Raw genomic sequence first — 20,683 nt, forward strand, 5'->3', positions numbered from 1 at the left:
CGGACGCGGAGGCCTCTTCGGGCCCTGGCCGCTACGTGGAGCTGCCCTCGGGCGAGAGCGTCCAGGACGCCTCCGGCACGGGCAGCGACGGTGGCGGGGAGGCGAAGGACGTGGTGGCGGAGCCGCCCTCCGGTCCGGTGTCGGGCGCGGATGACGCGCTGCTGAGCGCCGGCATCTGGGACGTGGCGAGCCGTGCGAGCCAGGAGGACGCGGGCTCCATGGGCTCCGGAGACGGTTCGGAACACAGCGCCAACGACGGCGCGGCGACTTCGGATGGGGAGCCCCACGCGCAGGCCATCGAGCCGCGCGTGATGGGACAGGTGACGGCGATGGTGCTGCCGCTGGAGCGACTGGAGGAGGACACCACCTTCCGCCTGCGGGACGAGGGCGACGTGTCCGAGCTGGCCACGGACCTGGCGCGACTGGGCCAGCTGTTCCCGGTGGACGTGCGCCCGCGCGGCGAGGAGCGCTACCAGCTCATCTGCGGCTTCCGGCGCGTGGCGGCGCTGCGCTTCCTCAAGCGCGACCAGCTCCAGGTGCGCGTGCACGAGGAGCTGTCCGACGAGGACGCGCTCCTGTTGTCCCTGGCGGAGGCCATCCACGCCTCGCCGGTGGAGCACGACGTGCTGGAGGCCAAGCGCGAGTCGCTGGAGGCCGAAGGCCGGCTGACGGCGCCGGTGCGCGACATGCTGGAGAAGGCGCTCGCCACCGAGGAGACGCTGGCTCCGGAGGGCGTCGAGGAGGAGATCGACGCGGACGAGCTGGCGGTGGACGTCGCGCAGCGCATGGGCGCCCTCAATCAGGACCTGTCGCTGCTCGCGGACGTGTTCGCCGCGCTGGACGAATCGCGCAAGGCGGAGCTGCTGATGCAGCTGCGCTACTCGGCGCAGCTGGTGGCGTACCTGGAGGGTCTGTAGGCCATGGCGGAAACGCTCGAACGCGACCGCGCCCGGCTCCTGGAGGTGCTCACGCAGCGCTCCTTCGAGCGCAGGCGCGTGGTGCTCTCCTCCGGCAAGGAGTCGGACTTCTACATCGACTGCAAGCGCACGGCGCTGCTCGCCGAGGGCCACTACCTCATCGGCCGGCTGTTCCTGGAGGCCATCCGGCGCGACGCTCCGTCGGCGGTCGCCGCGGGCGGGCTGACGCTGGGCGCGGATCCGCTCGCGTCCGCGGTGAGCCTGACCAGCTTCCTGGAGGGCGGCGGCCAGAAGCCCCTGCACGCGTTCATCGTGCGCAAGGAGCCCAAGGGCCACGGCACCGGCCAGTGGATTGAAGGCCTGTCCGCGCTGAGCCCCGGCGCACCGGTGGCCATCGTGGAGGACGTGGTGACGACGGGCGCGTCCACGATCAAGGCGATTGAGCGCGCGAAGCTGGAGGGCCTGACGGTGCTGGGCGCCTTCGCGCTGGTGGATCGGCTGGAGGGCGGACGCGAGGCCGTGGAGTCCGCCGGCCACCGCCTCACCACGCTGTTCACGCGCAAGGACTTCATCCCGTGAGAAGGCTGCTGTTGGCCGCGGTGCTGCTGGGCGTGCTGGGCGGCTGCTCCACCTCGCCCCCCATCGTCGGAGAGCCCGCGCCCACGCTGGATGACCCGAAGCAGGAGTCCGCCTACATGGCGGTGTTGGACCGGTACTCGGACCGCAAGGAGATCTACGACGGCTTCGACACGCGCGTCTTCGCGGGGGCCACGTTCCAGACGCCTGCGTTCCGCGAGGCCCGCATCCACCGCCGCGCCATCTTCCAGACGCTGCCTGCGGCGAAGGTGGAGCAGCTGCTGGCGGAGGAACTGGCCGACGCGGCGAAGTTCCACGAGTTCTTCCTGGCGGTGCACGTCAACGACTACCGCTACGACGACTTCGCCCACCGCAACAGCATCTGGCGGATCGCGCTGGTGACGCCCGCGGGCGAAATCACGCCCATGGAGATCCGCCGCCTGGGCCGGGCGGACCTCAACGTGCGCGCCTACTACCCCTACGCCAGCCTCTTCTGGGTGGGCTACCGCGTGCGCTTCCCCAAGACCTTCACCGACGGCCAGCCCGTCATCCCCGAGGGCACCGAGCAGGTGATGCTCCGCGTCGCCTCGTCGCTGGGGAACGCGGAGCTGAAGGTCCACGCGCGCTGAACGCGGCGGGATGGCCTTCAGGTCTGCTGGCCGTCCTTCAGCCACTTCGACGTGAGCGGCATCGTGGGCCCCGCGAGCAGGCGGTCCAGGAGCGCGTCCGGCGAGGCATTCACCGCGAAGGGCACGCCCTGCGTCTCCGGGACGAAGCCCGCCTCCACCATCTGCTTCGCCATCGCGAGCAGCGGCTGGAAGAAGCCGTCCACGTCCAGCAGGCCCATGGGCTTCCGGTGCAGGCCCAGCTGCGCCCAGGTGACGATTTCGAAGAGTTCGTCCAGCGTGCCGAAGCCGCCGGGCAGGGCGACGAAGGCGTCCGAGCGCTCGGCCATCATCGCCTTGCGCGAGTGCATGGAGTCCACCCGGTGCAGCTCCGTCAGCCGCGGGTGGGCCAGCTCCTTCGCGTCCATGAAGTGGGGGAGCACGCCCACGGTCTTGCCGCCGTTGGCGATGACCGCGTCCGCCACCGCGCCCATCAACCCCACGCTGGCGCCGCCGTAGACGAGCGTCAGGCCCCGCTTCGCCAGCGCGGCCCCCATCCTGGAAGCGGCCTCGCGGTACTCGGCGCGCACGCCGGAGCGCGAGCCACAGAAGACGCAGACGCTGCGCACGGTGGGTTCAGCCATCGTCAAAGGCCTCCAAGGCGCCCGGGATGGGCGGCGACCACGGCCAGCGCCGCGGCGATGAACAGCAGGACGGGGATGGCGCGCGAGTAGACCTTCGGGCCCATGCGCAGCGCCATGCCGCACGGCAGGCCGAAGATGAAGCCGCCCAGGTGCCCCGCCCAGCTCACCCCGGGCAGCAGGCTGATGACCGCCACCTGCACGAGCCAGAACATGTGATCCCGGCGGCCCTGCTGGTTGAGGATGGGCAGCATCGCGCCGCCCCAGCCGAGGATCATTCCTGACGCGCCCACCGTCACGATGTCGAAGTTGAAGAAGAGCGCGAACGCGGAGCCGCCCAGCGCGGTGACGAGCGACAGCCCCAGGAACCTCAGGCTTCCGATGCCGCGCTCCAGCGACGCGCCCAGCGAATAGACGGCGAGCATGTTGAAGAGCAGGTGCATCGCGCCGCCGTGCTCGAACACCATGCCGAGCAGGCGCCAGTACTCGCCCGCCTGGACCCATGGCCCGTAGAGCGCCAGCGGCCCCACGATGCCGTAGTTCGTCCCGTCGATGATCAGCGGCCGGCCCAGGGACCGACTGAGGACGAACATCCCCACCGCGCCCGCGATGATGGCGAAGCTGACGTAGGGCGTGCGCAGCGCGGGCCGGGGCTGCTGGGGGCCCGGGGGCGGTCCGTCCCCGCCCTGTCCACGTGGCGCGTTGTCCTGCTCATCTCCCAGCCCGGAGGGGCCGGGGAGGTCATCCAGCATGCGGCGCGGACGGGACATGGGTTCTCACAGCTCCCGCGAAAGGATGGTGTCGCGCGTGCCCTGGTGCTCGTCCGTGTGGGGGTAGTCCAGGGTGTAGTGCAGGCCCCGGCTCTCCTTGCGGCGGCTGGCGCAGTCCACGATGAGGTGCGCCACCTCCGCGATGTTGCGCAGTTCGATGACGTCGCGGGTGACCTTGAAGCGCCAGTAGTAGTCGCGGATCTCCTCGCGCAAGAGCTCCAGCCGCCGCCGCGCGCGCATCAGCCGCTTGTCCGTGCGGACGATGCCCACGTAGTTCCACATCAGCCGGCGGATCTCATCCCAGTTGTGGGTGACGACCACGCTCTCGTCGGAGTCCACCGCGCTGCCGGAGTCCCAGGCCGGCGGGTCCTCCTTCGGCAGCGTCAGCGAGGACAGCTCCTCCGCCGCCACCTGCACCGCGCGGTGGCCGTACACCAGGCCCTCCAGCAGCGAGTTGGAGGCGAGCCGGTTCGCGCCGTGCAGGCCGGTGCAGGACACCTCGCCGATGGCGTAGAGGCCCGGGATGTTGGTGCGCCCGTGCAGGTCCGTCACCACGCCGCCGCACTGGTAGTGGGCCGCGGGCACCACGGGGATGGGCTGCACCGCCATGTCGATGTTGAAGGCCTTGCAGGTGGCGTAGATGTTGGGGAAGCGCTCGGTGAGGTACGCGCGGCCCAGGTGCGTCATGTCCAGGTAGACGCAGTCATTGCCCGTGCGCTTGAGCTCTGCGTCGATGGCGCGCGCCACCACGTCACGCGGGGCCAGGTCCCGCATGGGGTGGTAGCGGTCCATGAACGTCTGGCCGCCCTTGAGCCGCAGCTTGCCGCCCTCGCCGCGCAGCGCTTCGCTGATCAGGAAGCTCTTGGCCTCCGGGTGGAAGAGGCACGTGGGGTGGAACTGGTAGAACTCCATGTTCGCCACGCGCGCGCCCGCGCGGTACGCCATGGCCACGCCGTCGCCCGTCGCGACGTCCGGGTTGGACGTGTAGAGGTACACCTTGCCCGCGCCACCCGTGGCCAGCACCGTGACCTTGGAGAGGAAGCGCTCGATGGAGCCGTCCTCCATCAGCGCGTACGTGCCCAGGCACCGGCTGCCGGCCGGGGTGTGCGGACGCCGGTCCAGGATGAGGTCGATGGCGGCCGTGTTCTGGAAGAAGGTGATGTTGGGCTGCGCGTCGCACGCGGCCAGCAGCGCGCGCTGCACCTCGCGGCCGGTGATGTCACCCGCGTGGATGATCCGGCGGGCGGAATGGCCACCTTCGCGCGTGAGGTCGAACTCGCCGCCGCGCTGATCGAACGCAGCGCCCAGCGCCACCAGCTCCTTGAGGCGCGCGGGCCCCTCCCGCACCGTCACCTCCACCGCGTCGCGGTGGCACAGGCCCGCGCCCGCCACGAGCGTGTCCTCGATGTGCGAATCGAAGGTGTCCGTGGGGGAGAGCACACCGGCGATGCCCCCCTGGGCGTAGGCGGTGTTGCCTTCGCCGCGCTCGCGCTTGGTGAGCACGGCGACCGTGCCGTGCCGGGCCGCCTGCAGGGCGAACGACAGTCCGGCCACGCCGCCGCCCATGACCAGGAAATCGAACCGATGGGGCATGGCCAACAGGCTTAATGGCGGTAAGTGCTGGAAACAAGGCGTTTTCTTGAGGACTTTCCGGGTGTTGTCTAAGGTTTCGCACCGCCGCCATGCGTGTCCTGACCGCCCTCGTCGTCCTGTTGACCGCCGCCCTGCCGGCCGCCGCCTCGGACGGCATCTACAGCTACGTGGAGAAGGACGGCACCATCGTCTACACGAACGTGCCTCCCGGAGGCGCGCGCAAGGCCCGCAAGCTGTCCGGGACCTTCACGCCCGCGCCGGCCAAGTCCGCTCCCGTGCGGGGCCGCTCGCGGACGCCCACGGAGTTGGATCCGCACATCACCACCGCGGCGCTGCGCTACCGCATCCCGCCCGCGCTGGTGCGCGCCATCATGCACACGGAGAGCAACTTCAACCCGAACGCGCTCAGCCACAAGGGCGCCAGCGGGTTGATGCAGCTCATGCCGGGCACCGCGTCGGATATGTACGTGAAGGACATCTTCGACTCGAAGGAAAACATCGAGGGCGGCGTGCGCTACCTGCGCGTCCTGGCCAACATGTTCGACGGCGACATGGTGAAGATGGTCGCCGCGTACAACGCTGGGCCGGACGCGGTGAAGAAGTACGGAGGCCAGGTGCCGCCGTACGCCGAGACGCAGGATTACGTGCGCAAGGTCCTCCAGCTCTACCAACACTACAAGGAGCGCGAGCGGCTCGCCCAGGCCGAGGCCAGCAGCCGTGAGCCCACACCCGAGAATGACGACGCGCACGAAGGGGACGAAGCCGCCGGGCCCCGATGACGAGGAGTTCCTGCAGCAGCTCCATCGCGGGAGCGAGCTGCTGGGCGCCGGCAAGGTCACCGAAGCGAAGGACTTCCTGGAGCGTGCGCACCAGCTCCAGCCGCGCCATGAGAAGGCCCAGAACCTCCTGGGCCTGACGTATTTCAAGCTGGGCCTCTTCGATCGCGCCGCCGACCTGTACGAGATGCTCGTACGGGACAACCCGGTGGACCCGACGCTGCGCGTGAACCTGGGGCTCGTCTACTTGAAGACGAACGCGCTCCAGCGCGCGGCGCGTGAATTCGAGACCGCCACCGACCTGGCCCCGGACCACAAGAAGGCCCACAACTACCTGGGCCTGACCTTCGCCCAGATGGGCGAGTACGGCCGCGCGCGCGAGCACTTCCTCCTGTCCGGCAGCGACGCCATGGCGGAGAAGATGTCGCGCGCCATCGCGGGGGAGGTCTACAGCCGTCCGCCCGCCGCCCCCATGCCGGCCCGTCCGCGCGAGGAGGAAGAGGAGACCGCCGCGCCGCCTGCGTCCGCCTCCGGCGAGAGTGACTGGGGTGCCCAGTTCGGTCTGGATGAGGCGCCGCGCAGTCCTCGCACCGCCGCCGCGCCGCCGCCCCAGGTCGCCGCGAAGCCGCCGGACGACGACATGCGCTTCGCGGAGGACGAGGGCCCTCCTGCTCCCACGGATGACCACGCCTTCACCTCGGGAGCCGCGACCCAGGTCCAGGAGGACGAGGACCCCAGCCTGGCCGCGGGCGAGAGCCTCTTTGACGAAGACGCGGAGCTCGCCGCCACCACGGACGCGGACACCTCCGGTGACGACGTCGAGGTCGCCGACGAGCTGCCCCCCACGCCGGTGTCGGAGGAGATCGAGGTCTCCGAGGAGCCGCCCGTCCTCGCGTCCGACCTGGAGTCGGAGCCCGTCGACGCCTTCGCGGAGACCTTCGCAGCGCTGGCCACGAGCGAGCAGCCCCCGGAGCCCCGGCCTTCCGAGCCGATCCAGCTGACCCGGTCCATCGGGTCGCTTCAGGTGACCCACTCCGCCGAACCGCCTTCCTCGCCTGATGCCGGAACGGGCGTGAGTCCGCCGGTGCTCACCGCGTGGGTGCCCTCGGTGGCGCTGCCGGGCGCGGCGCCGGGCCAGCCCTTCACCCAAGGTGCGTCCGCGATGGCGCTCGCGGTGGATGGCGAGCTGCTCACGCGCCTGGAGGGGCTGATCGCCGTGCGCGGCCAGGTCACCTTCGAGCCGGAGATGAAGCGCTTCCGGGGCCGGGCCACCGACAAGCCCTTTGGCGAGGGCGACCAGTCCATGGTGCGCGCCCGGGGGCAGGGGACGCTGCACCTGGAGCCCGTGTCCGGGCGGCAGTGGGTGGCTGTCTCCCTGGACGACGAGTCCGTCTACCTGCGCGATGCGTGCGTCTTCGCCTTCGAGGAGCCCGTCGTCTTCGAGAACGGCCGCGTGCCGTCGGACCTGGCCCAGGACCTGGACCTGGTGCACCTGCGCGGGCAGGGGCGGGTGCTGCTCAGCCTGACGGGCCCGCTGCGCTCGGTGCCGGTGGCCATGGACCAGCCGGTGACGGTGCCCCTCACGCACCTGGTGGGCTGGGTGGGCAACCTCACGCCCCGCGTGGTGCCGCTCGTGACATCCGCTGCCGGGGAGACACTGAAGGCGGCGGTGGAGCTGGGCGGTGAAGGATTTGCCCTCATCGCACTCGGGGTCCGGTAGAACGCGCGCCCATGGCCACCGAGCGAGCCCTCAGGAAGCAGCGCAAGCGCGAGGAGCGGGCCCGCCGCCGCGCGTCCCGCCGTCCCAGCATCCTGGTGCAGGAGTTCTGGAACCTGCCCAACATGCTGACGCTGGGGCGCATCCTCCTCATCCCCGTGTTCGTCTGGCTCACCTACGACGCGGACCCCCTGCACTCGCTGCTGGCCGGCCTGGTGTTCGCCGTGGCCGCCATCACCGACGTGATTGACGGCTACCTGGCGCGCCGCTGGAACCTCATCACCGTCGTCGGCAAGTTCATGGATCCGCTGGCGGACAAGCTCATCGCCATGGCCGCCCTGGTGATGATGGTGCGCCTGGGCCGCATCGCCGCCTGGGTCGTCATCGTGCTGCTGGCCCGCGAGTTCATCGTCACCGGCCTGCGCACCATCGCCGCCAGTGAAGGCATGGTCATCGCCGCGGGGCAGGAGGGGAAGTGGAAGACGTCCCTCCAGCTGGTGGGGATCATCTCCCTGTGCGTCCACTACGTGCACCCGCTGGACGTGGGCTTCCGCGTCGTCACGGTGGACTACAACCAGGTGGGCAAGGTGCTGGTGTACCTGTCGGGTGCGTTCTCCGTGTGGAGCGCGGTCGTCTACTTCCGCGCGTTCCTCAACATGCTCGCCCGCCGGGGCAGCGCGGATCCGGATGCGAAAAGTGTTTGACGTGTCCGAAGGGCCTCTGTATATCGCACCCCACCTCCGGCGCGGCACCGACCGGCGGGTGGCGAGCAACACGGCGGTACCTGATGCGGGAATAGCTCAGCGGTAGAGCATCGCCTTGCCAAGGCGAGGGTCGAGGGTTCAAATCCCTTTTCCCGCTCCAAACGAAGCACGCAGCACCGTAGTACCTGATGCGGGAATAGCTCAGCGGTAGAGCATCGCCTTGCCAAGGCGAGGGTCGAGGGTTCAAATCCCTTTTCCCGCTCCAATCAAAGGCCCTCTGGGAAACCAGGGGGCCTTTTTCTTTTCCAAGATGGCCTCTCCGAGGGCGCGCGAGGGCTGCCGGCCAGACGGGCTTTCGCGCGGATGGCCGGAGTCCCATGCCTGACACCTTCCGGGGGCATGAGGTATGGATGGCGCCGCATGCTTCGCAACCTCCGTGAGCTCTACCAGTACCGGGGCCTCCTGCTCAGCCTGACCCAGCGCGAGCTGAAGGCGCGGTACCGGAACTCGGTGCTCGGCTTCTTCTGGACGTTCCTCAACCCGATGCTCCAGATGGGCGTCTACTCGCTGCTCTTCACCGTCTACATGCGGCAGAAGATCCCCGGGTACACGTTCTTCGTCTTCATCGGTCTGCTCCCGTGGATCTGGTTCTCCACGTCCCTGGGGACGGGGGCCAGCGCCATCAGTGATCGGCGCGACCTGCTCACCAAGGTGCGCTTCCCCGCGCAGGTGCTGCCGGCCACGGTGGTGGTGACCAACCTGTGCAACTACGTGCTGTCCCTGCCGCTGATGGTCGCGCTGGGGCTGCTGCTGGGCTACGTGCCCAGCTGGCACGTGGTGGCGTTCCCGGTGGTGCTGCTCACCCAGCTGTGCATGACGGTGGCGCTGGTCTACATCGTGTCCGCGCTCAACGTGACGTTCCGGGACCTGCAGCAGATCATCGCCAACCTGCTGACGATGTGGTTCTTCGTCACGCCGGTGTTCTACCGGGTGGACTCGCTGCCGGAGGTGGCCCGGGGGCCGATCGTGCTGCTCAACCCCATGGCGGTGATGGTGACGTCGTACCAGTCCATCTTCTACGAACACCAGCTGCCGCAGCCCGGCCCGCTCCTGATGTGGATGGGCATCTCCCTGGCGCTGTTGTGGATCGCGGCCGGCATCTTCGAGCGCCGTCGCGAGGACTTCGCGGAGTTCATATGACCAGCGCCATCGCGTCTCCGGACGCCATCGTGCTCCGCAACGTGGTGAAGAGCTTCCGGAAGAGCACCATCCGGCGCGAGTACACCACCATCAAGTCGGAGCTCATCCGCCTCCTGCGTGGCCAGCGCGACACGGACGGCAAGTCCATGATCGAAGCGCTCCGGGGCATTGACCTGGTGGTGCCCCGCGGCAAGACGGTGGGCATCATCGGGCGCAACGGCTCCGGCAAGAGCACGCTGCTCAAGCTCATCTCCGGCATCTACACGCCGACCACGGGCACCATCGACATCAACGGGCGCATCAGCGCGCTGTTGGACCTGGGCGCGGGCTTCCACCCGGACTTCTCCGGCCGGGAGAACATCCTCATCAACGGCATCATCCTGGGGATGTCGCGCGCGGAGGTGAAGGCGCGCATGGAGGAGATCATCTCCTTCAGCGAGCTGGGCGACTTCATCGACGAGCCGGTGCGCACCTACTCCAGCGGCATGTACATGCGCCTGGCGTTCTCCGTGGCCACGCACGTGGATCCGGACATCCTCATCATCGACGAGATCCTCGCCGTCGGTGACGAGCACTTCGGCAAGAAGAGCCTGGCGAAGATGACGGAGTTCAAGCGGGCCGGGAAGACCATCGTCATCGTCACCCACGACCTGGGGACGCTGGAGCGTTGGTGCGACCTGGGCGCGTGGATCGACGCCGGGCGCATCCGCGAGTTCGGTCCGCCCGCGGACGTCATCCGCAGCTACCGTCGCGCGGTGGCGCTGGCGGAGGAGCGCGGCATGTCCATGGAGGCGCCCGCGCTGGCGTCGGACGGCGGTGCGCTGCCGTCGCTGGCGGCGCCCCAGGCCGACCCGTCTCCGCTCACCGTGGACGCGGTGCGGCTGCTGGGCCGGGACGGCGCGGCGGTGGAGTTCGTGGACACCGAGGACGGCCTGGAGCTGAGCGTGGCGTACACCGCGCGCACGCCCGCGCCGGAGCTGGGCCTGGGGCTGGAGCTCTCCCGGGCGGACGGAGTGCTGGTGCACGCCACGGACACGTTCGCGGAGGAGGTGCCTTTCTGCGCGGCGGCGGCCGGTAGCGGGACGGTGCGCTTCGTGGTGGACCGGCTGGGCCTCACCGCGGGGCGCTACGCGTTCACGGTGGTGGTGCGCGACCGGGCGGGGCAGGTGCTCGAGAAGCGCGAGGCGGTGTGCTCCTTCGAGGTGCGCTCCAGCGTGCGGGACGGAGGCCTGACGCGGCCTCCGCACCGGTGGATCGTGGAGGGCGCCGCGGCTCGCGTGGCGCCAGTGCGAGACGTCGGCTCGTGAGCGGCCCTGCTTCGGCGAATGGGGGAGGGCCGGGCATCTGGCTGGGCATCGTGCTTTACCGGAACCCGGAGCGGGAGCTGGAGCGACTGTGGGAGTCGCTCCGGTGGAACCGCGAAGCCCCGGGTGCGCCCGCGTTCCGGGTCGTCTGGATGGACAACTCGCCGGACGACACGCTGCGCGCGCGGGTGGCGCGGCTGGACGCTGAAGCGGACTACCGGCACGCCGGGAGGAACCTGGGCTTCGGGGCCGCGCACAACCGGTTGATGACGGAGGCCTTCGGCTCGGGTGGGGCGCGGTACTACGTCTGCGTGAACCCGGATGGACTCCTGCATCCGGACTGCGTGCGGGAGCTGGCGCGAGTGGCGGATCAGCGGGCGGACACGGGGCTGGTGGAGGCCCGGTTGTTCCCGGACGAGCACCCCAAGCCGTACCATCCTGCGACGGGCGAGACGCCCTGGTGCAGCGGCTGCGTGCTGCTGGTGACGAAGAAGCTGCACGCGACGGTGGGTGGCTTCGACGAGCGCTTCTTCATGTACTGCGAGGACGTGGACCTGTCGTGGCGGGCGAGGGCCTCCGGGCTGTCCATCCGGGTGGCGCCCTCCGCGCTGGTGCACCACTACACCGTCACCCGGGAAGAGAGCCCGGTGCGCGAGCGGATGGTCCGCCGCAGCGCGGCCCTGCTCGGGGCGAAGTACGGTGACGCGGCCTTCACGAACGCCCGCCTGCGGGAGTACGCGCAGCTGGGCGGCGAGCCATTCCAGACGCCCGACATCCTCAAGCCCGGGCGGCGGCTCGCGGGCATCGCGGACTTCAGGCACCATCTGGAGTTCGCTCGGAGGCGCTGGTGAACGCTCTATCCGAAGAGGCGCCTCCGTCCGCCGCGTCCGCGCGGTGGATGGAGCTGGTGCTGTCGCGTGCGCACGCGGGCGTGGCGGTGTGCCTGGTGGGCGCGTCGCCAGCGCTGGCGGAGGCCCTGCGGGCTCGGGGCGGCTCCGTGCGGGAGCTGCCCGGGCCGGAGTGGAAGCGGGGCAAGGGACCCGCGCCGACGCTCGTGGTGCTGGAGGGCGACGCGGTCGAGCGGGTGCTGGAGGAGGGGCTGGAGGCGCTGCGGCGCGAGGCACCGGGGGCGGAGTTGGTGTTCAGCCTGCGCAACGCCGGTTCAGCGCGGGCGCTGATGGGCGCGCTGACGGGCGAGGCGCCGGTGCGCGCGGGGCTCTCCGAACAGCGGATGCTGCGGCTGCTGGCCGAGGTCGGCTACCGCGTGGCGCACCGTGAGGTGGTGCCGTGCGCGTCCGGAGGCACGGCGCTGGCCGAGGACACCGCGCAGGCGCTGCGGGCGTTACTGGCCCAGCTGTCGCCGTCCACGCAGGTGGAGGAGGGGCTCTACGTCGCGGTGCCGGACGGGCCCGTGCGCGCGCCGGTGGCGGGGCTGCTCAGTGTCGTCGTCACGGTGGAGCCGGGGACGCAGGACGCGGCGCTCGACGAGGCCCTCTTCGCGCTGGCCTGTCAGGAGCAGCAGCCGCTGGAGTTGCTGCTCGCTGCGCCCGAGGGCGTGGACCTGTCCGCCGCGGAGGCTGCGCTGGAGCGCTACGGCAGGCTGGGGTCGTTCCAGGCTCGCACCGTGCGCGCGCCCTCGGGAGCCCTGTACGCGGAGGCCGTGCGCGAGGCCCGGGGACAGTATCTGGCGTTCGTGGATGCGCGGTGCGTGGTGTACCCGCGTCACTTCGTGGAGTTGGTGCGCGCGCTCCAGACGGGCCGCGAGGCCTGGGCGTTGGCGCGGGCGTTCCGCACCGAGTGGGCGTCCGGTGAGGGGACCCCGCCGTACGTGCGCGCGAAGGTGCCGTTCCCGCTGGGTGAGCGGCTGGAGGTGGAGCACCTGGTGATCCACCCGGAGCTCGTCCACGCGATGGTGATCGACCGGAGTCGCATCGGGCCCTTCCCGGTGGCGATGGAGTCGGGACTCGGGGACCTGCCCGCGCGGATGGGGGCGCTGTTTCCTCCGGTGTTCCTGGGCGGCATCGCCTCGTGCGAGGTACGCGGTCCGCGCGAGCCGCCGGCCGTCGCCGTGGCTCCGGGGACCTGGCTGGTGCGCCCCCTGGATGCCTGGGTGGATGTCGTGGCACGGATCCGCGAAGAGACGCTCCAGGCCAGGGAGTTCCGCCACCGGGTGGTGGACATGCTGAATGCCCGCGTCCACGGCATCCCCTGGGTCCACGGCACGCTCAAGGCCCTGGCGAACCGGCTCAAATCCGGCAGCGGGCGCTGAGACGATGGGCACCGCCGACAGTGACGGCTCGCGGAGCACGCCAGGCGTTGAGGCAGCGACGTTGGGCCCATCCGATCGGAAGTCATCTTTCGCCGAGGAGCCCGCGACGTTGGAGTCGGCCGACCGGAAGCCGTTCTCCGCCGCGCAGGTCGCGACGTTGGACTCGGCCGACCGGAAGACTTCTTCCTCCGCGCAGGCCACATCGGGACCTCCCGGCGGCCGGGCGCATCCGCCGCGCGATATCTTCGTCGAGGTGTTGGGCTTCGACGTGCCGCGGTCGCACCGCGCGCGCTGGGGCCCGGTCATCACCGCCGCCAAACGTTTTGGGACGCGGGGGCTTTCGCCCTTGCAGCGCTGGGTGCTGGACCGCCAGCTGCGCTTCGACCTGCGGCTGAGAGCGTTGATCCGTCAGCCGGAGCGGACACTGCCGGAGCTGGCCCGCGAGGAGCTTGGGCGACTCGCGGATCCGCGGCCCGTGGGCTTGGTGGGCCGGTGGCTTCCCTCCGTGCCCGGGCTGGAGGCGCAGCGGGCCTGGAACCTCGCGGTCGTGGCCCTGCTGTCCAGACCTGGATGGCCCCTCCGGACCGAAGGTGCCGCTGAGGCACTGGACGCGCTGGAGGCCCGCTGCGACGTGCTGGCGCAGGAGGCCGGCGCGGTGGGCCTGCCTTTGTGGCGCGAGCTGTGGCGGCGGCAGGTCGCCTTCAATCACGCGACCGTCCGCCTGTTGCGGCGCCTCCTGGGCGTGGCCCGTCCGGCCGTGCTTTTGCCCGCGCCGGTCGGGTACACGCGCGACGCCCTGGAGCGAGAAGCCCACGAGGTCCGCGACGCGACCGCCGCGCTGGCCCGGCTGGAGCGCCGGCCGCTGATCAGTCTGGTCACGCCCGCCTGGGAGACGCCGGTGGACGTCCTCCGCGCATGCGTCGCGTCCGTGCGCGCGCAGGTGTATCCGCACTGGGAACTGTGCATCGTCGACGACGGCTCACGCTCGGCGGCGGTGGCGGACACGCTGCGAGAGGCCGCGGCCGGCGACGCGCGGATCCGCTTCGAGCGGCTGGAGTCGAACCAGGGCATCGCCCGCGCGACCAACGCCGCGCTGGCCCTGGCCACCGGCGACTACGTGGGCTTCCTCGACCACGACGACCTGCTGGCGCCGCACGCGCTGGCCGAGGTCGCGCTGCGGCTGGGTGAAGCGCCGGACGCGGACGTCGTCTACTCGGACGAGGACAAGGTGGACGCGCAGGGGCTGCGCTTCGCGCCCTACCTGAAGCCCTCTCTGTCTCCGGAGTTGCTGCGCGCGGTGAACTACGTGTGCCACTTCCTAGTGGTGCGCGCATCGCTGCTGCGCGAGGTGGGAGGCATCCGTCCGGGCTTCGAAGGGGCGCAGGACCACGACCTGCTGCTGCGTCTGATGGAGCGCACACGACGCTTCGAGCACATCCCCCGCGTGCTCTACCACTGGAGGACGCTGCCCGGCTCCACGGCCACGGACGCCAGTGCGAAGCCCGCGGCCTCCGAAGCGGGACGCAGGGCCGTGGCGGAGCATCTGGCGCGCATGGGGGAGGGTGGCTCGGCGGAGACGGTCTCGCCAGGGCTGTACCGGATCCGTCACCCGCTCGTGGGCCGTCCCCGGGTGTCCGTGCTGCTGTCGGAAGCGCCCACCGAGTCCGAGCTCACGGCGCTCCTCGCCTTCACGGACGACCTGGACGTGGAGGTCCGCGTCCCTGTTTCGTCTCCAGCAGCTTTCTCCACCGGCAACGCCATCCGCGTCCAGGTCGACGCGGCCGCGACTCCGGGCGCCGTGGCGAACCAGTTGCTGCGCGAGGCCCGGGGCGAACTCATCCTCGTCCTGGAGGCAGGCACGCTTCCGACCGGACCGGGGTGGCTGCGGGAGCTCGCGTCGCAGGCCTCGCGTCCCGGCGTCGGCGTGGTGGGCGCGCGCATCGTCTCTCCCTGGGGCCTGGTGCTGGAGGCCGGGCTGCGCTTCGACGCGAAGGGCAGGGTGCTGCGTCCCTTCGCGGGGCTGTTCGATCCCACGCTCGGCGCATTCGGCGGCTCGCATTGGCCACGGGACGTGCGCGCCGTCTCCAGCGCCTGCGCGATGATCCGCCGCGAGGTCCTGGAGTCGCTCGGAGGTTGGGACGCGGCCTTCACCTCCGACGAGGCCCGCGGCGTGGACCTGTGCCTGCGCGCGAGCGAAGCCGGGCTGCGCGTCCTCTATGCTCCCCATGCGCGACTCGTGCGCACCCGTTCCCAGGACGACGCACCCGAGGCCACCCACGACGCCGACCGGCTCCATGAAGCGTGGGTCCGTGCGGGACGGACCGACCCCACCGGACATCCGCGCCTCCGCTTTCTCCAGACACCGTAGAAATGAACAGCGACCGCGCCTCCTCCCATGGGGAGCGGGCGGGCTGCCAGCCTTGACGCTCCCGGAGGGGGGTGACATGGAGGACATCCGCCAAGGAGAGGGGGGCGTGCCTTGCCTGTAGCGAGGGTCGGCCTTCCGGACGCCACCAACATGCATCCACAGCTCAATCCCCTGGAACACCCCCTCTGCCTCACGCAGCCCCTGCGGCTGCTGGCCTCCTCAGCCTGGGTGGAGCACGTCCCGTTCGCGATGTTCCTGATGGACCTGCTGCGTCCCGCGACGCTGGTGGAGCTGGGTGCACACACCGGCGTATCCTACTCCGCGTTCTGCCAGGCGGTGGACGCGCTGAAGCTGGAGACGCGCTGCCACGCGGTGGACACCTGGCAGGGCGACCCGCACGCGGGCTTCTACGGGGCGGACGTGCTCGCGGACCTGCGCGCGCACCATGACCCGCTCTACAGCCGGTTCTCACAGCTGCACCAGATGACCTTCGACGAGGCCCTGAGCCAGTTCGCGGACGGCTCCATCGACCTGCTCCACATCGACGGCTGCCACGAATACGCCCAGGTGAAGGCGGACTTCGAGCACTGGCGCCCCAAGATGAGCGCGCGCGGCGTCATCCTCTTCCACGACACCCACGTGCACGAGCGCAACTTCGGCGTCTGGCAACTGTGGGAGGAGCTCCGGGGTCAGTATCCGTCCTTCGAGTTCGAGCACGGCTTCGGTCTGGGCGTGCTCGCCGTGGGCCCGGAGCAGCCGGAAGGGATGCTTGCCCTGACGAGCACCCGGGACGCGGAGCGCGAAAACGTGCGGCAGGCCTTCGCCACGCTGGGCGGGCGACTGACGCTCCTGCTGCACCGGCAGCACCTGCGCGACGCCTACGGCCAGAAGGAACAGCAGGCCGCGGACCACGCACGCCAGGCGCAGCAGCTCCAGACGGAGCTGGACGCCGCCCGTGAAGCGGCGCGCGACACCGCCAGCACCCTGCGCGAGTTCGAAGGCCGGCTCGCGCGGCAGGGCCTGGCCCAGCGGATGCTCCAGGAGGAGCTGGGCCGCAAGAACGCCCGCATCTACGAACTGGATGCGCACGTGTCGCGCCAGGGCTCGGAGCTGGCGCACATCAACGGCAGCCTCGCGTGGAAGGCCATCAACCGCTACTGGGCCATGCGCGAGCGCGTGCTGCCCCCCGGCACGAAGCGCGGCCACCTCTACCAGAAGAGCAAGGGCACGCTGCACAAGGTGGGCGCGAAGCTGATCAAGCTTCCCGCGAAGCAGGGCGCGCTCAAGGCGCTGCGCGCCGCCAAGGCTGCCCTCACGCCGGCCGCCCCCGCCGCGCCCACCGAGCCCACCGCCTCCATCGCCGCGGTCGTGGCCCCGAGTGCACCGCTCGCGCCCCCGGCTCCATGGACCGCGCCGCTGACGCAGCTCTCCCAGGCCAGCCTGGGCCGGCGCATCCTGATCATCGCGGAGCTGTCGCTGCCCCAGTGCAAGCGCTACCGCGTGGATCAGAAGGTCGCCATGTTCCACCGGCTCGGGTACGACGTCACCGTCCTGCGCTGGAACGACCACGAGGAGTGCAAGGCCGCGCTCCAGTTCCACGGCCTGGTCATCTACTACCGGGTGCCCGCGTTCCCTGGCGTGGAGGAGCTGCTGGCGGAAACGAAGCGCCTGGGCGTCCCGCACTTCTTCGACGTCGACGACCTCATCTTCGACGTGGAGGAGTACCAGAAGAACACCAACGTGCAGCGGCTGCCGGAGAACGAGCGCGAGCTCCTGCTCAACGGCGCGAAGCTCTACCGCAAGGCGCTCAGCCTGTGTGAGCACGCCATCGCCAGCACGCCCACCATCGCGGAGCAGATGGCCCGCGTCATCTCCGGCAAGGTCTACGTCGTCGAGAACTGCCTGGACGACGGCATCCTGGAGCTGGCCCGGGAGATGGAAGCGCGCCCGCCCGCGGTGGACGCGGACACGGTCACCATCGGCTACGGCAGCGGCACCCGCACGCACGACGCCGACTTCGCCATCGCCGCGGACGCCATCCTCGCGGTGATGGAGCGCCACCCGAACGTGCGCCTGGCCATCCACGGCTTCCTGGAGCTGCCGGCGGGCTTCGAGCGCTACTCCGACCGCGTCTTCCGCATCCCGTTCCTGGACGCGGACGACTACCTGCGCGCGCTCGCGTCCTGGCAGATCTCCATCGCGCCGCTGGAGACGACGGTCTTCAACGACGCGAAGAGCAACATCAAGTTCATCGAGGCGTCCATCTTCCGCGTGCCCGCGGTGTGCTCCGGCTCCGGGCCGTTCCGGGAGATCATCGACCACGGCCGCAACGGCTTCGTCGCCACCACCCGTGAGGAGTGGGAGTCCGGGCTGTCCGCGCTGGTGCAGGACGCATCGCTGCGCAAGCGCATGGGCGAGGAGGCCCACCGCAGCGTGATGGCGCGCTACCACCCGGCGGTGGTGGCCACGGAGCGGCTCCAGCCCATCCTCCAGCACCTGCCGCCCGCGCCGCCTCCGCGCCTGAAGGTCCTGGAGGCCAACATCCTCTTCGCGCCCTTGAGCTTCGGCGGGGCGACCGTCGTCGCGGAGCAGTTGGCGCACCAGCTGAAGGCAGAAGGCTGCGACGTCACGGTATTCACCGGCATCCTGAACTCGCCGCTGCCCGCCTACTCGGTGGTGCGCTACGAGGCGCTGGGCCTGCCGGTCATCGCCACCCAGGTGCCGGCCCTCACCGACCGTGCCCAGGAGTACCAGAACCCGCGCATGGGGGAGACCTTCACCCAGGTGCTCAAGGCGGTGCGCCCGGACGTGGTGCACTTCCACTCCATCCAGCTCCTGAGCTCCGCGCTCGCCACGGCGTGCGCCGCGGAGGGCATCCCGTACACCATCACCGTGCATGACGCGTGGTGGCTGTGCGAGCGGCAGTTCATGGTCCGCGAGGACGCCACGTACTGCGGCCAGAAGGGCATCGACCTGCGCGTGTGCACCAAGTGCGTGCCGGACTCGCGCTTCACCTTCAAGCGCACGTTCGCCCTGCGCAAGGTGCTGGACGGCGCGGCCCTGCTGATGGCGCCCAGCGAGTTCCAGCGCCAGCTCTACATCGCCAACGGCGTCGCGCCGGAGCGCATCGTCGTGAACAAGAACGGCGTGCTGCTGCCCACGCGTGCGCGCGCCCCGCGCCCCGCGAACGCCCCTGTGCGCTTCGCCTACCTGGGCGGCCACGCGGTGCACAAGGGGTACTTCTGGCTCAAGGACATCCTGGAGTCGGTGCCGGAGTCCGGCTGGGTCCTGAAGATGACTGACATCCAGCTGCGCATGGGGTCGGCCTCCATCGACGCGAAGGAATGGAAGGTGAAGGGGCAGGTGGAGGTGGTGCCTCCGTATGATCAGGACGGGATGGACGCCTTCTTCGACGGGGTGGACGTGCTGCTGATGCCCTCGCAGTGCAAGGAGAGCTTTGGCCTGACGGTGCGCGAGGCCATGGCCCGTAACGTGTGGGTGGTCACCACGGCGTCAGGCGGCGTCAGCGAGGACATCGTGGAGGGCGTCAACGGCAACGTCCTGGACATGGCCGACGCCGACGGCTTCCGCCGCGTGCTGCGCGACCTGGTGGCCCACCCGGAGCGTCTGTCGCGCGCCCCGAACGCCCAGCGCACCACCGTGCGCGACTACGAGACCCAGGCCAAGGAGCTCCACGGGCTCCTGTCCGGCCTGGTGAGTCCGGCGGCCCGAGGCGCGGCCCGCGAAGACGCCAGCGCCACGGCCATTCAGCGCTGAACCGAACGGAGCCACCCTGCCTGGAGGCGGGGTGGCTCCTGGAAGTGCGGAAGCCTTCAGGCCCTACGCCGGGCCGTAGTAGCGCTGGTACACCGTGGTGAGCGTCACCGCCGCGGTGAGCAGGATGAAGCAGGCGATGAGCACCGGCTTGAAGCGCGTCAGCGTGCGCGGTGCCCAGGCGGGCGGGGCCAGCGCCACCACCAGCAGCGGCGTGTAGGGCAGCAGGTAGCGGCCCTGCACTCCGTCCACGTGGTTCGCGCCCGGCGCCGTCCACGCCAGGTACAGCATGGCCTGGATGGCCAGCACGCCCGCCACCGCCACTCCCAGCGCCACCGCGCGCTCGCGCCAGCCCACCTTTGGCGCGGCCCCGTCAGCGTCCAGCACCATCACTCCCAAGAGCAACGCGGCCAGGGCGAAGAGGGCAGGGCGGGGCACTGGCGTGTCCAGCCAGCCCAGCACGCCGCCGCCCTGATGCAGGAAGTCCGGCAGCCGCCTCCAGAAGTCACTCACCAGCACGCCCAGCACCTGGAAGGGGTGCGCGCGGATGTGGGCCACCTGCGCCACCACCTCGCTGGGGCGGAAGATGTCCCGCACGGTGGAGGACCACGCGAACTGGAGCAGCGCGGGCACGGCGACGATGGCGGCCAGGGCCAGGGCGTAGCGGCCGCGCGTCCCCAGGCGGGTGAGCGGCAGCAGCAGGAACACCAGCGACAGCGGCAGGTAGGCCTGCTTGCACAGCGCCACGAACACCGCGCTCGCCAGCAGCAGCCCCAGCTGCTTCGCGCCCAGCGGCCCCGGGTGCGCGAAGGTGTAGTGCAGCGACAGCGCTACCAGCAGCAGGCACGCTGACATCGTGATGGGGTCCGCGGACACCGACGCGCGCTGGAAGAGCACCATGGGCGTGAGCGCCAGCAGCGCGAAGGCCCACCGCTGGAAGGGCATCAGCCGCAGCGCCAGCGCGGTGAGCAACAGCGCCACCAGCACGTTGCCCAGCCGGCCCGCCCACAGCACCGCCACCGGGGACGCCTCCAACAGCCGCGCGGGCACCATGCCCAACGACTGCGGGAAGTAGACCAGCGGGAAGTAGATGGCGGACGCGGCGAAGCGCCACTCCTGGGTGTCCTGGGGCGCCAGCGCCGCGTGCATCGCGTCGCTCAGGCGCTGCCGGTCCTGGCGCACCTCGGGATGGCCGCCCACTCCGTCGGACACTTCCTGCGCCACCCGCACGATGCTGCGCGGAAGCTGCCCGCCCGCGTCCCCCACCGGGATGCGCGTGGCCGTCAGCTGTCCCTCGGAGACCTGGTACGCGCGGTAGAAGTGCGCGGGCTCGTCCGCCACCTGGAACGGCGGGGTGAGGAAGCTCAGCACCGCGCCCAGCACGGCGGCCACGACGAGGAAGGCCACGACGGGCGCGATGAAGAACGGACGCAGCGGAGACGGGGGCGGTGAAGACGGAAGCATGGAGA

At 70.6% G+C, this 20,683-nt stretch carries 16 protein-coding genes and 2 tRNA genes; 14 read left to right on the plus strand and 4 right to left on the minus strand.

Annotated features, from left to right (window positions below; genetic code table 11):
• The 3 genes from D7Y11_RS14455 to D7Y11_RS14465 all read left to right on the plus strand — a co-directional run.
• A partial coding sequence (locus D7Y11_RS14455) for a ParB/RepB/Spo0J family partition protein (RefSeq protein WP_233607289.1) occupies positions 1 to 917 on the plus strand: 917 nt, incomplete at its 5' end.
• Positions 918 to 920: 3 nt separating this feature from the next.
• Entirely contained in the window at positions 921 to 1,496 is a 576-nt protein-coding gene (gene pyrE / locus D7Y11_RS14460; protein ID WP_126933990.1) for an orotate phosphoribosyltransferase, read from the plus strand.
• Positions 1,493 to 2,122 (plus strand): hypothetical protein, encoded by a 630-nt coding sequence (locus D7Y11_RS14465; protein ID WP_120581550.1) that lies wholly within the window; start codon positions 1,493 to 1,495, stop codon positions 2,120 to 2,122. Before pyrE ends, D7Y11_RS14465 begins: the two co-directional genes overlap by 4 nt.
• 17 nt (positions 2,123 to 2,139) lie before the next feature.
• On the opposite strand, the gene D7Y11_RS14470 is transcribed toward D7Y11_RS14465, so the two are convergent.
• Genes D7Y11_RS14470 through nadB form a run of 3 tightly spaced genes read right to left on the minus strand, consistent with a single transcriptional unit; the run spans position 2,140 to position 5,102 of the window.
• Entirely contained in the window at positions 2,140 to 2,742 is a 603-nt protein-coding gene (locus tag D7Y11_RS14470; protein WP_120581551.1) for a TIGR00730 family Rossman fold protein, read from the minus strand.
• 2 nt (positions 2,743 to 2,744) lie between these two features.
• Positions 2,745 to 3,509, minus strand: a complete 765-nt coding sequence (locus D7Y11_RS14475) for a rhomboid family intramembrane serine protease (RefSeq protein WP_199745892.1) — start codon at positions 3,507 to 3,509, stop codon at positions 2,745 to 2,747.
• 6 nt (positions 3,510 to 3,515) lie between these two features.
• Positions 3,516 to 5,102, minus strand: coding sequence for an L-aspartate oxidase (gene nadB, locus D7Y11_RS14480; RefSeq protein ID WP_120576662.1), 1,587 nt, complete (start codon positions 5,100 to 5,102; stop codon positions 3,516 to 3,518).
• 89 nt (positions 5,103 to 5,191) lie between these two features.
• Here nadB and D7Y11_RS14485 point away from each other — a divergent pair, with 89 nt between their 5' ends.
• The 11 genes from D7Y11_RS14485 to D7Y11_RS14535 all read left to right on the plus strand — a co-directional run bounded on the left by D7Y11_RS14485 (position 5,192) and on the right by D7Y11_RS14535 (position 19,217).
• Entirely contained in the window at positions 5,192 to 5,881 is a 690-nt protein-coding gene (locus tag D7Y11_RS14485; RefSeq protein WP_120576663.1) for a transglycosylase SLT domain-containing protein, read from the plus strand.
• Entirely contained in the window at positions 5,838 to 7,598 is a 1,761-nt protein-coding gene (locus D7Y11_RS14490; protein WP_126933991.1) for a tetratricopeptide repeat protein, read from the plus strand. The genes D7Y11_RS14485 and D7Y11_RS14490 overlap by 44 nt, the downstream gene beginning before the upstream one ends.
• An 11-nt stretch (positions 7,599 to 7,609) precedes the next feature.
• Positions 7,610 to 8,299 (plus strand): CDP-diacylglycerol--glycerol-3-phosphate 3-phosphatidyltransferase, encoded by a 690-nt coding sequence (pgsA, locus tag D7Y11_RS14495; protein WP_126933992.1) that lies wholly within the window; start codon positions 7,610 to 7,612, stop codon positions 8,297 to 8,299.
• Between the two features lie 85 nt (positions 8,300 to 8,384).
• A tRNA-Gly gene (locus tag D7Y11_RS14500) sits at positions 8,385 to 8,459 on the plus strand.
• A gap of 30 nt (positions 8,460 to 8,489) precedes the next feature.
• Positions 8,490 to 8,564, plus strand: a tRNA-Gly gene (locus D7Y11_RS14505).
• Between the two features lie 155 nt (positions 8,565 to 8,719).
• Positions 8,720 to 9,499, plus strand: a complete 780-nt coding sequence (locus D7Y11_RS14510) for an ABC transporter permease (protein ID WP_121752067.1) — start codon at positions 8,720 to 8,722, stop codon at positions 9,497 to 9,499.
• Positions 9,496 to 10,806: an ABC transporter ATP-binding protein gene (locus D7Y11_RS14515; protein WP_126933993.1), complete on the plus strand. Its 1,311-nt coding sequence runs from the start codon at positions 9,496 to 9,498 to the stop codon at positions 10,804 to 10,806. The genes D7Y11_RS14510 and D7Y11_RS14515 overlap by 4 nt, the downstream gene beginning before the upstream one ends.
• Before the next feature lie 50 nt (positions 10,807 to 10,856).
• A complete protein-coding gene (locus tag D7Y11_RS14520; protein WP_233607290.1) occupies positions 10,857 to 11,654 on the plus strand; it encodes a glycosyltransferase family 2 protein in 798 nt (265 codons plus the stop codon).
• Positions 11,651 to 13,072, plus strand: coding sequence for a glycosyltransferase family 2 protein (locus tag D7Y11_RS14525; RefSeq protein ID WP_126933995.1), 1,422 nt, complete (start codon positions 11,651 to 11,653; stop codon positions 13,070 to 13,072). Before D7Y11_RS14520 ends, D7Y11_RS14525 begins: the two co-directional genes overlap by 4 nt.
• 109 nt (positions 13,073 to 13,181) lie before the next feature.
• Positions 13,182 to 15,440 carry a glycosyltransferase gene (locus tag D7Y11_RS14530; protein ID WP_126933996.1) on the plus strand — a complete coding sequence of 753 codons (2,259 nt, stop codon included), beginning with the start codon at positions 13,182 to 13,184 and terminating at the stop codon, positions 15,438 to 15,440.
• A gap of 150 nt (positions 15,441 to 15,590) precedes the next feature.
• On the plus strand, positions 15,591 to 19,217 hold the full coding sequence (locus D7Y11_RS14535) for a class I SAM-dependent methyltransferase (RefSeq protein WP_126933997.1): 3,627 nt from the start codon (positions 15,591 to 15,593) through the stop codon (positions 19,215 to 19,217).
• A gap of 63 nt (positions 19,218 to 19,280) precedes the next feature.
• Here the strand turns inward: D7Y11_RS14535 and D7Y11_RS14540 are convergent, their stop codons facing one another.
• Positions 19,281 to 20,678 (minus strand): DUF2142 domain-containing protein, encoded by a 1,398-nt coding sequence (locus D7Y11_RS14540; protein ID WP_120576672.1) that lies wholly within the window; start codon positions 20,676 to 20,678, stop codon positions 19,281 to 19,283.
• Positions 20,679 to 20,683: the final 5 nt, after the last annotated feature.

Origin of the sequence: Corallococcus sp. AB018, assembly GCF_003986945.1 — a bacterium.
In the GTDB taxonomy this organism is placed as follows: Bacteria; Myxococcota; Myxococcia; order Myxococcales; family Myxococcaceae; genus Corallococcus; species Corallococcus exiguus.

Bases quoted from the DNA above. Each gene is read 5' to 3' on its own strand.
- pyrE (WP_126933990.1), top strand. From the start codon at position 921: ATGGCGGAAACGCTCGAACGCGACCGCGCCCGGCTCCTGGAGGTGCTC.
- D7Y11_RS14470 (WP_120581551.1), bottom strand. From the start codon at position 2,742: ATGGCTGAACCCACCGTGCGCAGCGTCTGCGTCTTCTGTGGCTCGCGC.
- D7Y11_RS14475 (WP_199745892.1), bottom strand. From the start codon at position 3,509: ATGTCCCGTCCGCGCCGCATGCTGGATGACCTCCCCGGCCCCTCCGGG.
- nadB (WP_120576662.1), bottom strand. From the start codon at position 5,102: ATGCCCCATCGGTTCGATTTCCTGGTCATGGGCGGCGGCGTGGCCGGA.
- D7Y11_RS14485 (WP_120576663.1), top strand. From the start codon at position 5,192: ATGCGTGTCCTGACCGCCCTCGTCGTCCTGTTGACCGCCGCCCTGCCG.
- D7Y11_RS14490 (WP_126933991.1), top strand. From the start codon at position 5,838: ATGACGACGCGCACGAAGGGGACGAAGCCGCCGGGCCCCGATGACGAG.
- pgsA (WP_126933992.1), top strand. From the start codon at position 7,610: ATGGCCACCGAGCGAGCCCTCAGGAAGCAGCGCAAGCGCGAGGAGCGG.
- D7Y11_RS14510 (WP_121752067.1), top strand. From the start codon at position 8,720: ATGCTTCGCAACCTCCGTGAGCTCTACCAGTACCGGGGCCTCCTGCTC.
- D7Y11_RS14515 (WP_126933993.1), top strand. From the start codon at position 9,496: ATGACCAGCGCCATCGCGTCTCCGGACGCCATCGTGCTCCGCAACGTG.
- D7Y11_RS14535 (WP_126933997.1), top strand. From the start codon at position 15,591: ATGCATCCACAGCTCAATCCCCTGGAACACCCCCTCTGCCTCACGCAG.
- D7Y11_RS14540 (WP_120576672.1), bottom strand. From the start codon at position 20,678: ATGCTTCCGTCTTCACCGCCCCCGTCTCCGCTGCGTCCGTTCTTCATC.